This window comes from Sphingobacterium humi (assembly GCF_009768885.1).
GTDB lineage: Bacteria > Bacteroidota > Bacteroidia > Sphingobacteriales > Sphingobacteriaceae > Sphingobacterium > Sphingobacterium humi.
In genome coordinates, this window is sequence record NZ_WSQA01000018.1 from 36,953 (window position 1) to 49,803 (window position 12,851).

13 protein-coding genes are annotated in these 12,851 nt (G+C 44.7%); 2 read left to right on the forward strand and 11 right to left on the reverse strand.

Annotation, left to right across the window (positions count from 1 at the left end; translation table 11 throughout):
• From GQF63_RS18280 to GQF63_RS18315, 8 genes are all read right to left on the reverse strand, one after another.
• Positions 1-762 carry a formylglycine-generating enzyme family protein gene (locus GQF63_RS18280; protein WP_160370696.1) on the reverse strand — a complete coding sequence of 254 codons (762 nt, stop codon included), beginning with the start codon at positions 760-762 and terminating at the stop codon, positions 1-3.
• Between the two features lies 1 nt (position 763).
• Complete coding sequence (nirK, locus tag GQF63_RS18285; protein WP_160370697.1) at positions 764-2,206, reverse strand: copper-containing nitrite reductase; 1,443 nt, start codon at positions 2,204-2,206, stop codon at positions 764-766.
• 227 nt (positions 2,207-2,433) lie between these two features.
• Positions 2,434-4,677, reverse strand: a complete 2,244-nt coding sequence (locus GQF63_RS18290) for a nitric-oxide reductase large subunit (protein WP_160370698.1) — start codon at positions 4,675-4,677, stop codon at positions 2,434-2,436.
• Positions 4,678-4,739: 62 nt separating this feature from the next.
• On the reverse strand, positions 4,740-5,285 hold the full coding sequence (gene azu, locus GQF63_RS18295; RefSeq protein ID WP_160370699.1) for an azurin: 546 nt from the start codon (positions 5,283-5,285) through the stop codon (positions 4,740-4,742).
• 257 nt (positions 5,286-5,542) lie between these two features.
• Positions 5,543-5,968, reverse strand: coding sequence for a c-type cytochrome (locus GQF63_RS18300; protein ID WP_160370700.1), 426 nt, complete (start codon positions 5,966-5,968; stop codon positions 5,543-5,545).
• Entirely contained in the window at positions 5,968-6,609 is a 642-nt protein-coding gene (locus tag GQF63_RS18305; RefSeq protein WP_160370701.1) for an SCO family protein, read from the reverse strand. Before GQF63_RS18305 ends, GQF63_RS18300 begins: the two co-directional genes overlap by 1 nt.
• Before the next feature lie 7 nt (positions 6,610-6,616).
• Positions 6,617-7,039: a transposase gene (locus tag GQF63_RS18310; RefSeq protein ID WP_160370702.1), complete on the reverse strand. Its 423-nt coding sequence runs from the start codon at positions 7,037-7,039 to the stop codon at positions 6,617-6,619.
• A gap of 4 nt (positions 7,040-7,043) precedes the next feature.
• Positions 7,044-7,571 carry a DUF4442 domain-containing protein gene (locus GQF63_RS18315; RefSeq protein ID WP_160370703.1) on the reverse strand — a complete coding sequence of 176 codons (528 nt, stop codon included), beginning with the start codon at positions 7,569-7,571 and terminating at the stop codon, positions 7,044-7,046.
• Positions 7,572-7,663: 92 nt separating this feature from the next.
• On the opposite strand from GQF63_RS18315, the gene GQF63_RS18320 reads away from it, so the two are divergent.
• Positions 7,664-8,890, forward strand: coding sequence for an MFS transporter (locus GQF63_RS18320; protein ID WP_160370704.1), 1,227 nt, complete (start codon positions 7,664-7,666; stop codon positions 8,888-8,890).
• A 203-nt stretch (positions 8,891-9,093) separates the two neighbouring features.
• Here GQF63_RS18320 and GQF63_RS18325 read toward each other — a convergent pair whose 3' ends face one another.
• From GQF63_RS18325 to GQF63_RS18335, 3 genes are read right to left on the reverse strand one after another with little or no spacing between them, the layout of a single operon-like run.
• Positions 9,094-9,723, reverse strand: coding sequence for a uridine kinase family protein (locus tag GQF63_RS18325; RefSeq protein WP_160370705.1), 630 nt, complete (start codon positions 9,721-9,723; stop codon positions 9,094-9,096).
• 9 nt (positions 9,724-9,732) lie between these two features.
• Entirely contained in the window at positions 9,733-10,641 is a 909-nt protein-coding gene (locus tag GQF63_RS18330; protein WP_160370706.1) for a LysM peptidoglycan-binding domain-containing protein, read from the reverse strand.
• A gap of 12 nt (positions 10,642-10,653) precedes the next feature.
• Positions 10,654-11,403 carry a hypothetical protein gene (locus GQF63_RS18335; protein WP_160370707.1) on the reverse strand — a complete coding sequence of 250 codons (750 nt, stop codon included), beginning with the start codon at positions 11,401-11,403 and terminating at the stop codon, positions 10,654-10,656.
• A 37-nt stretch (positions 11,404-11,440) separates the two neighbouring features.
• On the opposite strand from GQF63_RS18335, the gene GQF63_RS18340 reads away from it, so the two are divergent.
• Positions 11,441-12,793, forward strand: coding sequence for an NfeD family protein (locus tag GQF63_RS18340; RefSeq protein WP_160370708.1), 1,353 nt, complete (start codon positions 11,441-11,443; stop codon positions 12,791-12,793).
• Positions 12,794-12,851 lie beyond the last annotated feature (58 nt).

The window sequence follows — 12,851 nt, forward strand, 5'->3', positions numbered from 1 at the left end:
TTACCTCGCGCAGCGGAACCCTAAATTCCTGCTGCTATAATTAGCTTTCATACTACCGCGAAAGGCATAACGCATAAAGGCGGCATAGTTCATTAAATCACTGGCATTCACGGAAGCACCACCGCAAAATAGGTTGCTATCCTCACCCTTGTCTTTCCGCGATTCGCCGGATAAAAAGATGGAGTTGAAATCGGCCGTCCATTCCCACACCAAGCCATGCATATCATAGACGCCCCAAACGTTTTTAAAGGTACTGCCCACCGGGTTGTTAAATGTTTTGGAGGTTTCATACCAGCGCAGGATGTATTGGTTGTAGGATTCTTTTTTTCGGGCGTCCAGTTGTTTGGCATCGGCCATGGCCGCATATTCCCATTCGTCCATACTAGGCAGCCTTTTTCCTTTGCTCTCGCAGTATTTTTTGGCGGCAAACCAAGAAACTTGTGTTACCGGTGCTTTGGGGTTGGCGGCACCAAAATCCAGATCCCCTTTCCAATAACCCAAATAAGACTTGTCGGCAAAGATCCGCTTGATGGTCGACTTGCGGTAAGCCGGGTTCTTTTTTAGGAAGTCTAGGAAATCTTGATTGGTAACGGGGTAGATGTCCAATTGAAAGGCGGCCACTTGAACCGGCTTTTTATCGGCAGAGCCATACAGGGGGATATAGCTTCCTTTTTTTATCTGTACCATATCCTGCCCATGCAACGAGAGGTTTCCAAGGAGCATAAAGAATAAGCAGGATAGGGTATAGATGGTTGTTTTCATGTTATTTTCCGCGATGATTTTTAATATCTGCAGGGCTCAGCACTGTTTTATTATTGCCCCAGTTGTTATATACATAATTCAGCACGTCGGCCACTTCCTGGTCGGAGAGGGTTTGGCTCGGCATCACCGAGTTGTACTTCTGTCCGTTCACGGTAATTTCACCTTTTACGCCATTCAATACGGCGTCAATAGCTTTATCCTTGCTGTTGTTGAGGTAATCGGATTTGGCGAGCGGCGGGAATACCCCTTTTACGCCTTGGCCTTCGCTTTGGTGACAGGCAAGACAGGTGCGGCTGAAAATCGCTTTTCCATCAGCAATGGATTGCTCGGGCGTTTTGGCCACAGTGGATTCCACTTTCTTGCTGCTCGGCATTTTTTGAATGGTTCCCCCTTCCGGTAGGTAGATGCCATCCATCTGTTTTCCGGAATAGATTTTCGGGTTTTCCTCGCCTTCAATTTTCATCATACCTAAGGCTCCTTTGTTGAAGGCCCTGAAGATGGAATGGTCTACCAACACTAAGGTGCCCGGTACATCCACTTTAAATTCAACGATGGCAGCACCGCCGGCCGGAATCAAGGTGGTTTGGATATTTTTATTGATAAGGTCGCCACCTTCCACATGCACGCGGTCGAATATCTCGCCGATTACGTGGAAAGAAGAAACCAAGTTTGGTCCACCATTTCCCACAAACAGGCGGATGGTTTCTCCTACTTTAGCTTGCAAGGCATTATCGTTTACCAAGGCGTTTACATGGCCATTGAATACCACATAATCAGCTTCTTCTTTAATGGCCTTGTTCATATCAAAAGCTTGCAGGCCTTTATCGCCATAGCCGCCTTCGGTGTAGAAATCGCCCTGCATCACATAATATTCGCGATCTACAGGTGCTAAACCACCCTCAGGTTCCACGAGGATCAAGCCGTACATGCCGTTGGCAATATGCATACCTACAGGTGCAGTGGCACAATGGTAAACATAGAGGCCCGGATTTAAGCATTTGAAAGAGAAGGTTACCTCGTGACCAGGCGCTACCAAGGAAGATTCCGCACCACCACCAGGGCCAGTTACGGCATGGAGGTCGATATTATGGGGTAGCTTATTGTCGGGGTGGTTTTTCAATAAGAATTCCACTTCATCGCCTACGCGTGTGCGGATAAATTGGCCGGGAACAGAGCCCCCGAACGTCCAATAGGTATATTTTACGCCATCTACAATTTCACCTTCACATTCTAGGATTTCCAGATCTACTTTTAATTTGGTTGCCGCACGATTGCCGATGGGTTTTGGAACATGGGGAGGCGATGTCAATTCAGCTTGCGCTTCTCCTTTCACTTCAATTTTACTGCTATCGATCGGTTTTTCGCTGGCTGTATTTTGCTTACAGCCCCATGCCGCCAGTGCCAGAACGCAAAGCATGCTGTATAACTTCATGTTGTTTTTCATAGGATTGGATTTTTAAATGAATCGGATTCATTGTTATTTCAATAGTAAATTTAGGGGTGAAACAGCTTTTAAAACATGATGAAGGCCGTTTAAAAAAGTAAGTGTCATTACATTTTCATGACAATTGAAAATAGGCCTACCTCATTGTTGAACGGTCTGTGATAAAAAGTAGAGGACAGGAAGATATCCTCTACTTTTAGGTTCAACTTATACCCGCTTGGTAAAGCTTAGGGTTTCGTATGCTTGTTTTTCAAGGTTAATTCAAAGACAAACCAGGCGCAGGCAAAAATACCGATGGCAAATAAGACATCTCCTGGCGTACGCATCCATTTCAGGAAGACCATGCCTGGTTTTTGCATTAATTCAGCCGATCGGGCATACCACATGCCTTTGCTGATGCTTTCTACGGCCTGCCAAATGCCAATTGGTAGTAAACTGAGGAGGGCCATGCCCAATAGGCCAAAGTTTAAGCTCCAGAAACCGATTTTAAGGAGTTTATCGTTCCAGGTTACGTGTCGGTATAAACTGCGTAGCACAAAGAGCATTAGGCCGATGCCCAGCATCCCATAGACACCGAATAGGGCGGTATGGCCATGCAGGGGCGTGGTGTTTAAGCCTTGGACATAATACAGGGCGATGGGCGGGTTGATGATAAAACCGAACACACCGGCACCTAGGAAGTTCCAGAAGGCCACCGATATCATAAAATAGATGGGCCATTTATAATCGGCCAACCATTTGGTGGCTTTCGAGATTTTATAGTTATGGTAAGCCTCAAATCCGATAATGGTTAAGGGCACAACTTCCAATGCACTAAAGGTGGCACCTAAGGCCATAACGGCTGTAGGCGTACCGGAGAAGTACAGGTGGTGGAAGGTTCCTAAGATACCACCAGAGAGGAAGATGATGGTCGAGAAGAGCACACTGGCGGTGGCACTTTTAGGTTTCAATAGGCCTAATCGCACAAAAAGGAACGCCATCACCACGGTTGCAAATACTTCAAAGAAGCCTTCTACCCACAGGTGTACCACCCACCAGCGCCAATATTCGGCGATGGCTAAGTTGGTTTGTCGGCCCCACATTAATCCGGCACCATAGAACAGCGCGATGGCCGAGCAGGAAATCAGGAACATAATGATGAGGTTCTTTTCTTCGCCGCCGTTTTTGAGGATCGGAATTAAAGGACGAATCATTAAGGCCAGCCATACAAAGAGGCCTACGAAGAGGAAGAGCTGCCAGAATCGGCCTAAATCAACATATTCATAGCCTTGGTGACCAAACCAGAAGTTCTGGATCAGGTTTAGTTTTTGCATCACGCCAAACCACTGACCTACCATCGATCCAACGACAATAATCAATAGCGCGATAAACAGGAAGTTGACACCGAAGACTTGGAATTTAGGATCTTTGCCCGATACGGCCGGCGCAATGTATAAGCCGGTGGCCAGCCAGGCCGTGGCTATCCAAAAGATCGCTAATTGCGTATGCCAGGTTCGGGTAACAGCATAAGGCAGGAATTGATCGATCGGGATGCCGTAGAGGCCATCGCCCTCCACGCCATAGTGAGCTGTTACAATGCCGAGGCCCACCTGTACCAGCATCAATAGGCTAACTACCCAGAAATACTTTTTAACCAGTCGCATGGAAGGGGTAATGCCTTGGCGCAAAATCGGGTCTTCGGCAGGGTAGAGCAATTCATCGTCTTCCCCCTGTTTTACCTGCCAGAGCACCAAAGCACCTACGGCAAAGATTAACAGAATAATACTGACGCCAGACCAGGCCAATAGGTCCATGGTTACCTCATTGCCTACCAGTTTTTCATTGGGCCAGTTATGGGTATAGGATACGCTGGATCCGGGGCGTTCCGTTACGGTTGCCCAGGTGGCCCAGAAGAAGAAGGCATTCATTTTCTCCATCCGCGTATCATCGTTGATGGCATTCTCGGGAATGGCGTAATCTTTCCGCAATTGGTCGAATTTTGGATCGTTGCGGAATAAGCCTTGGTAATAGTTGGATAATTCCTGAATGGCCGAAACGCGGTCGGCATCAATTTGCAGCGTTTTGGTTTCCGGATTATAGGTGTTTTTACGGATGTTCGTTTTTAAGCGGGATTCCAAGAGGGCTTGTTGTTCCTCTGGGAGGTCTTGATAGCCTTTTGCATATTCGCGTTGGGCATACAGATCGAGTAGGTGTAGGGCTTCACGGTGTAGCCAATCTGCCGTCCAATCGGGAGCCACATAAGCGCCGTGACCCCAAATGGAGCCGACCTCTTGCCCACCCATACTCTGCCAGATGTTTTGCCCATCTTTGATATCTGCTGCGGTAAAGATAACCGTACCTTGGCTATCGACAATTTTTTCGGGAACAGGAGGGGATACTTGGTAGATTTCATAGCCATAGTAGAGCAAGACGCCGAAAGACAACAAGACGACCAGGATGAAGGTCCACCATAATTTTTTTTCTTTATTCATTTTTCATGGGTGTTAAGATGATAAAGACCGTGCTTCATAGCCCGCACGGTCTGTGTGGATGCTTATTCAGCGATGATTTTCCCTTTCATGATGCCGACGTGGCCCGGGAAGGAACAAATGAAATCGTAGGTGCCGGCTTCGGTCAGGGTAAAGTCGATGCTGGTTTCCTCGCCTCCTCCAATGAGTTTGGTATGGGCGATTACCTCATCCCCCGCAGGGATATAATCCGTGTCTTTCGCGTTGATGGCTGATTCGGCAAATTTGGTCACATCGGTGCCTGCTTTTAGCACCACCAGGTTGTGGCCCATGACCTCTTTGGCCATTTTGCCCACATGTTTTAACGTAAGATGAATCGGTTCGCCGGCTTTCACCTTCAGCTCGTTGACATTAAACTGCATCTGATCGTTGCTCTCTACCACAAGGGTATTGGAGCTTGTACTTGCGGAAGGGCTTTCTGCGGTGCTGCTTGTAGGTTCGCTGGTTTCTGCGGCATGCTCGTGTTGGGCATGATCGTTTTGTGCAGCTGAATTATCCGCAGAATTTCCACAAGAAGCTAAAAATAATCCTGTTATACAGGCGATAGTCATGATGTTAAATGTCTTTTTCATATGTTAATTTCATTTACGACAAATTTGTCTGTTTTGAATATGAAAAAAAGTTCGATTCATCACATTTTAGCGTGAGTGTGGTAATATATTGGATAAAATGGGAGGTTTGTAGTAGAATGACTACAGAAATAGGGGCGGTTAAAGGATTTAGTAAGGCATTGGATTTTGAGGGGATGGGAAATGGAGGAGATATAGGTAAAAAAAACGGGATCTATGTTGTACATAAATCCCGTTTTAGGTCAGTGTTTGCTGATCTATTATTTACACTTGGCTAAGAAGGCTTCAATTTCCTCCTGGCTGAAATGGGTTTTGCTTTTTCCGAAGGTGGTGGTCACATAGGTGAGTACATAGGCAATGTCTATGGCCGACATTTGCGGAACACCCGGCATTTGCTGATTGTAGGTTTTACCGTTCACGGTTATTTCGCCGGCCATGCCATTTTTAACAATGCAGGCCAGTTGCTCCCGATGCTGGGTAAAGAATTGATCGTCGGTTAGGGGCGGATACAATTGACCTAACCCTTCGCCTTGGGCACCATGGCAATTCTGACAATGGGTAACATATAGTTTTTGCCCATTGGTGGCATATTGCATGGTTTTAATGCTCAGGTCAGATTGGCAAGAAAAAAGCAGATACAAAGCCCCAATGATGCTGCTAATATATAAGGTAGATCGAATCAGCATTATTGGTATTCTTTCAGAATGACATCCAAATCTTCCAATAGTTTGTCCACTTGCTCCTGATTGGTACCATCATAAGCACCGCGCATACGTTTTTCCGGATCGATAATTACGAGGTAGCCGGAATGATCATAGCCACCCGGTACGGAGGCATCCTCCTTGGTATAGACCAAGTATTTATCGGCCATGCCATAGATGGCTTGTTTAGTGCCGGTTACAAATTGCCATTGATCGTTATCTACGCCTAGTTTATTGGCGTAATCTTTCAGGATGTAGGGTTGATCGTATTTGAAATCGATGCTATGCGAAAGGAAGGCAATCTTTGGGTTGCCTTTGTACTTTTCGTAGGCCTTCAGCAAATTACGCTGCATGGTCGGGCAAATACTCGGGCAGTGCGTAAAGAAGAAGTTGGCCACATAGATTTTGTCTTTAAAGAAATCCTGGGTCAATAATACCGAATCTTGATTAAGGAAAGCGAAGTCAGGGATAGTTTGATACACCGTATCGACCTGTACTTTACCGTCGACTTCCTTTTCAACGGTACTGCGTTCACCATAAATCGGTAGCTTTCGTTCCGGAGAGGAACAGGCGAAGACGCCACTAAGTAAAACAGCAAATAGGGCTGAACCCAATAGTCTGTTCATAGAAATATTAGTTAAATGGGGTTAATGATTTCGTGATATGCTCGCCAACGCGTTCAAATTGTTGTTTCATGGCGGTAATCTTGTCGAGCTCTTTTTGTTGATAGGCTGCATCGGTACTGGTGGCATCATAATCCTTCATCCATACCATCATGTTGTCTGTAGCCGCTTCAATGCTATCTTTCAGGTTACTTAAATCCTGGCGCGTTGCGGTGGTATCTAAATCGGCCTTGCTGGCTTTGATTTCCGTTAAATTCGAAAGGATGGAATCGATTTTAATAGTCGATCGATCGAAGCTTGAAATCTGCGGCATGATTTCGTCATGCACTTTCATGGCTTCTGCGGCTAACTTTTGATTTTCTGTTTCGCTATTGTTTTGACATGCTGTCAATGCCAGGCTGATACCTACTGCCATTAAAGCTAAATTTTTCATGTTTTTATGATTCTTGGTTAAAAATGCGAGCATCTTGGGAGGCTCGTTGTTGATAATACGTGTCGAAATCGAAGTCTAAATCTCGGATATAGATTTCATTATGTGCCACGGCACAGAGGGTACCGTTTTTATCGTAGACATGGGTAGCAAATGTTTTGACTACCTTTCCTTGGGTCTGAATGATACTTAAGGCTTCTTTTAAAACAGCTTCATCCAAGCGGATACTGAATTGCAGATCGGTTCTTCCGGGTTTGCGGTATTCGATATGTGCGGTTTTTAACCAAGCAACCGTCCGCATAATACCTTGATGTTTGAAATATTGATCGAGGAGGATAGGATAGAAGGGGTCTATCGCCGAAAAGATGGTTCCGCCGAAGATTGTTTTATTGGAATTGATATTCAACAGGCTCTTATTAATTTTTAAGTCGGCACCCAAGTAATTATCCAAGATCGTTTTTACCCAAATACGTTGGAAGAAAAAAGGTGGATATAAGCGGAGTGCCCATTTCATGGCCTTTGGCGACAATCTCATAGGGCAAAAATAAGGCTTATTTACAAGATTGTTTCCCTTTTTATTGTAATAAAAATAAATCTATATTATCTTAATGTGATATTTAAAACCCCATGCATAACCAAGCACCTAAAACCAAGAATGTCTGGATATTAGTATTTGCAGCAGCCCTAGGCTATTTTGTGGATATTTATGACCTTTTAATTTTTTCCATTGTTCGTTTACCATCCTTTTCCGATATCGGTGTGCACCCGAATAACATGCGAACGGAAGGGGAGTTTGTACTGAACATGCAGATGGGCGGCCTACTGATCGGCGGGATTATTTGGGGGATTTTAGGCGATAAATACGGACGCATCAAAGTGCTATTTGGTTCCATTTTGCTGTATTCCCTGGCCAATATTGCCAATGGTTTTGTACAAGATGTGACAACCTATGCTATTATTCGATTTATTGCGGGCATTGGTCTTGCCGGGGAGCTCGGTGCGGGGATTACCCTGGTTAGTGAAACCATGCATCGCAAGAAAAGAGGCTATGGTACCATGATCGTGGCGGGCGTAGGGGTGCTGGGCGCCATCTTTGCTTATTTTGTGTCGGAGTGGTTTAGTTGGCGTACCGCTTATTTTGTTGGCGGGGGTATGGGCATCGTCCTGCTGCTGATGCGGATTGGTGTGTTTGAATCGGGCATGTACAATCAAATGGAAAGCAAGCAAGTGGCAAGAGGGGATATCAGCATCTTATTTAAAGATAAAAAGCGAATGGCCCGCTACCTGTATTGCTTATGTATTGGTCTGCCTATTTGGTTCGTAATCGGTGTATTGGTGACCCAGGCGCCAGAGATTGGCCTTGCCCTAAAAGCTGAAAATATCCTGAGCGCCGGAAAAGGCGTGATGATTACCTATATCGGCATTTCATTAGGCGACTTTATTGCTGGTTTCATGGCGCAAATGTTCAAGTCCCGAAAAAAAGTGGTGTTAATTTATCAGCTTATCATCCTGCTGTTTTCCTGCTTATACCTTACGCGGGAAGGTATTACAGAGACGGAGTTTTACTGGCTTGCCTTTTTTATGGGGATTGGGGTTGGCTATTGGGCTACCTTTATTACCATTGCTGCGGAACAGTTTGGTACCAATATTCGCGCGACGGTGACTACGACGGCTCCGAATTTTGTGCGGGGTTCTTTAATTCCTTCCACCATCCTTTATGGTGTTTTCGTACATTGGTTTGGGATTGTTGCGGCGGCATTGATTATGATCGTGCTGCTAACAGGGATTGCCATCTTTGCCTTAAGCCGCTTAGAAGAAAGTTTTGACAAAGATTTGGACTATTTAGAGGAATAAGCAGCAACTACCTATCGGGGCACTTTTTACAACGTTTGCCCCGCTTATATTTTTTGCAACACTTTTTAAATACGCAATCGCCCTGTTCCTGGAAAGCGGAAAGGCCTTTTTTGTCTTCATAGGGAGTGGCATCCAATACCTGTAGCCGTATCATGTTATCGAACATGGTACAAATATAGGTAATTTAGATTAATTAAAAATAGTTAGTAAATTCTTTTCCGCAGTGTGGAGGCGATGTCATTGGTGAAATGTTGAATCACCAAGGGATCATCAATGTTGTTTTGAATCACCAAATCACATTTTTCACGGTAGGGAAGCAGATACGAATTATAAGATGGTACGACATGGTTGACCCATTTATACATCACATCATCATGGTCATAGCCTCTTTCAATAAGGTCACGACGCAAGCGACGCTCCAAGGCAATAGACTCATCGGCATCTAGGAATACGCGATAATCCAATAACTCATTGATCTCTTCGTAATGGAAAATAAAGAGTCCTTCTACTACTAAGATATGGGCGGGTTTAATTTCCAACATCTTAGGTTTGAGTAAGGGGTTGTTGAAGGTGTATTCTTCTTTATAGATTGTTTTTCCTTCAAATAAGTCCTTAATATGACTGTAGAAGGTGTTTCTGTCGATAGAAGTTGGCAGGTCGAAATTGTATAATCTATTTTCTTCCTGGGTTTTGGTATTGGCCGGAATGTAATAATCATCTTGGGAGATGAGGGTAATTTCTTCCGGTGCGAAATGATCTAAAAAACTTTTTAAGAAAAAGGTCTTGCCTGACCCACTACTTCCTGCTATACCTATTACGTAAGGTTTGTCCATGCTCGTCACTTAATTTTCCACTGGGGCACCGTAGGTAATCTCGATTAAAAAACGTCTATCGAAAGCACCGATATGGGTGGCTGCCGATTTAGAAAGAATGACAATGGCGTCATGACTTTCGGCCGTATTGGAGAATTTTCCTACAACTTTGGCAAAGGTAATACTTTTCGTCAAAGGATTTGTAATCTTTAGAATGGTTCCTACCGGTGCGGTGCGGTGTAGGGCTAAGTTGCTTTTGCCGCTAGACTCCAGGTTGTCCATCCAGATGCCGATTCCTTTTTCTTTTTTCTCGCGAATACCGTAGCGGTTTGTTTCGAACTCGATCTCCTGCTCGCGGTTCACATCGGGAATAGGTAAGTTGATAGGCTCCGGTAAGCTAGGCTCGGGCTTGGCGGCCACGGTTCCGTCTGGAATTTTTAAGGTCTGACCTTCGCGTACGATATCGCTGCTTAGGTTATTCACGGCCTTAATACTTTCTACATTGGTGGCAAAGCGCTTGGCAATAGAGTACAGCGTTTCATTGGCTCCAACCTTGTATTGGGTTAGTATTTGGGCCTGCACTTGTTGGGTTGCTGCGGGCTCTTGGGTTTGCACTTTCTCTTTTGTTGTATCTTTTACCGGTGCAGTGCTGCTGGCAACAGCCTGACTAGGAATACGTACGACATCGCCTACACGCAGGTTCTTCTGGTTATTTGCGGTCATGATTTCTTTAACAGGAACACCGTATTGTCTGCTTAATTGATAATAGGTGTCTTTGGCAGCAATGGTATGAATGATAAAAGTTTTACCGTTTATAACTTCGGTTTTCTGGCCTGTTAGGGTTTGCGCTTGGACACTGGCTACACCCATGAACATAAAACAGGTAGAAAATATGATAAGGGTCTTTGAAAAAGACCGTAGTTTGAATGCTTGTTTCATTATTAAATGCAATTATACTAAATATGCTATAATTTCCCGCTTATTGAACGACATAAAGAAGAGTTGCGGGCCTATTTGAAAGTAAGGCTGCGGAATCATCTTATCCATATTCTCCATAATGACTTGTCGGTCGTGGCTATGGTTTAAATCACTTAACGTTAAAATCAGATTAAAATTATCTCCGTTTTCAACATGATAACACCAGATATAATGATGTTTGTAGGTGCTTAACCAAATAGGGCCGGTTATGGATTCTTGGGCAAGGAAGAGGGGCTTGCCGGTATAGGTATTGGGGTATTGAATTTTATTGCACACAAATTTCAGCTGCCTATCGCTGAGGGGCGCATAGGTGCCACTATAGATATCGATGGCAATCGTTTCGCCACTCGTGATGCTGCGGTGCCGTGCTTGTACAACTTTATCGTACACATCTAATAAGATAAACTCGTAACTGGAGAAGATAACTTGTTCCGTTTGGATATGGATAATCTGGATGCCTTCTTGGATAGGGGTATGCTCGCCGATGCGTTTAAGGATCAAATGCCCGTCTTGTATGGCGTCTAAGGTCCATTCCTTGGCTTCAGCTTTGCAAGGGGCTTTTACGGTGTTTCCTTGGAAGTCGAACACCGAAAAGGAAGCCACGGTGCTATCGATATCGCGGGTTTCAACGGCAATAAGCGGTTGCACCGGGTCGATTTCGATTTTCCAGATATTGGCCGGAAAGCTTCGTTCAAAAACTTTATTTATTGTATATTTAGTCATCCGATGGGTATTTCTTATCGGTGATAAAAAAATTAATATGAACAAATTTACAAAATACATTTTAGGTATTCTCGTCATTTGTTTGCTGAGTGTGGTTTCTGCCTTGGGTCAAACGGTTTATTCGGTACAAATTAAAGAGGATATCGGACCGAATGCCTGGCGCACCTTGAAGAATGCTTTAAAAGAAGCGAAGGCGGCCAATTCGGCGTATTTTTTAGTGGAGCTAAATACCTATGGCGGCGCGTTGAACTTTGCCGACTCCATGCGTACAGCCTTGCTGAATGCAGAGCCCATGAAGACCATCGCCTATGTAAATAATAATGCCGCCTCTGCTGGTGCGTTGATTTCCCTGGCTAGCGATTATATCTATATGCAAAAAGGAGCTAGCCTAGGTGCGGCCTCCGTGGTGAACCAGCAAGGGGAAATTATGCCCGAGAAGTACCAATCGTATATGCGTGGCTTAATGCGGGCTACGGCCGAGGCGAAAGGTCGGGACCCGAAAGTAGCTGAAGCCTTTGTGGATGAAAGCATCTCGATTCCTACCTTAAAAGAGGATGGGAAGCTATTGACTTTAACAACTGAGGAAGCCCTTAAGATTGGGCTGGCCAAAAAGGAAGTGAGTAAACAGGCTGATATTTTCACGGATCTGGCGATCTCTAAACCGGATGTAACCTACCATCGCCTGACCTGGGTGGATATGATTATCGGCTTTTTGATTAATCCCTTGGTCAGTGGTATCCTGATTATGGGGATCATTGCCGGTATTTATTTCGAATTGCAATCGCCGGGCATCGGTTTTGCGCTGGTATTAGCTTTGATTTGTGGGGCTTTGTTTTTTGCGCCTTTATACCTGCAAGGCCTGGCCGATCATTGGGAAATCGCCTTATTTATCCTGGGTGTCATCCTTGTTACTCTAGAAATCTTTGTTATTCCGGGCTTTGGCGTTGCAGGAATTTCAGGAATTATCCTCATATTGTGTGGCTTAGCCTTCTCGATGGTGGCTAATGATTATTTTGATTTTAAATTAGCACAACCCGGATTATTAATGAATTCATTTATCATAGTAATAGGCGCGATGATTGGTGCAATCGTCCTGGCCGTCATTTTTGGGAAAAATATCCTGCAGTCCTCCGGTTTCAAGAAATTGGTGTTGGAAGATGAACAACGTGCCGATGTGGGCTATACCTCTTCGGTGCAAAAAGCCAACCTGATCAACAAAGTGGGCATTGCCAAAACCGTACTCAGACCGGGTGGGAAAATAGAAATAGACCAAGTATGGTATGATGCCGTAGCGCTGGACGGATTTATTGATGCAGGGGAGGAGATTTACGTGGAGAAACACGAAAACTACAACCTCTTTGTACGTAAGACCTCAGAGCGGAAAGCGTAAAGATTACCCATCAATAAATAAAGAAGCCACTTTTATCCAAGTGGCTTCTTTATTTATT

Bases quoted from the DNA above. Each gene is read 5' to 3' on its own strand.
- GQF63_RS18330 (WP_160370706.1), bottom strand. From the start codon at position 10,641: ATGAAACAAGCATTCAAACTACGGTCTTTTTCAAAGACCCTTATCATA.
- azu (WP_160370699.1), bottom strand. From the start codon at position 5,285: ATGAAAAAGACATTTAACATCATGACTATCGCCTGTATAACAGGATTA.
- nirK (WP_160370697.1), bottom strand. From the start codon at position 2,206: ATGAAAAACAACATGAAGTTATACAGCATGCTTTGCGTTCTGGCACTG.
- GQF63_RS18280 (WP_160370696.1), bottom strand. From the start codon at position 762: ATGAAAACAACCATCTATACCCTATCCTGCTTATTCTTTATGCTCCTT.
- GQF63_RS18310 (WP_160370702.1), bottom strand. From the start codon at position 7,039: ATGAAAAATTTAGCTTTAATGGCAGTAGGTATCAGCCTGGCATTGACA.
- GQF63_RS18335 (WP_160370707.1), bottom strand. From the start codon at position 11,403: ATGACTAAATATACAATAAATAAAGTTTTTGAACGAAGCTTTCCGGCC.
- GQF63_RS18300 (WP_160370700.1), bottom strand. From the start codon at position 5,968: ATGCTGATTCGATCTACCTTATATATTAGCAGCATCATTGGGGCTTTG.
- GQF63_RS18325 (WP_160370705.1), bottom strand. From the start codon at position 9,723: ATGGACAAACCTTACGTAATAGGTATAGCAGGAAGTAGTGGGTCAGGC.
- GQF63_RS18315 (WP_160370703.1), bottom strand. From the start codon at position 7,571: ATGAGATTGTCGCCAAAGGCCATGAAATGGGCACTCCGCTTATATCCA.
- GQF63_RS18305 (WP_160370701.1), bottom strand. From the start codon at position 6,609: ATGAACAGACTATTGGGTTCAGCCCTATTTGCTGTTTTACTTAGTGGC.
- GQF63_RS18290 (WP_160370698.1), bottom strand. From the start codon at position 4,677: ATGAATAAAGAAAAAAAATTATGGTGGACCTTCATCCTGGTCGTCTTG.
- GQF63_RS18320 (WP_160370704.1), top strand. From the start codon at position 7,664: ATGCATAACCAAGCACCTAAAACCAAGAATGTCTGGATATTAGTATTT.
- GQF63_RS18340 (WP_160370708.1), top strand. From the start codon at position 11,441: ATGAACAAATTTACAAAATACATTTTAGGTATTCTCGTCATTTGTTTG.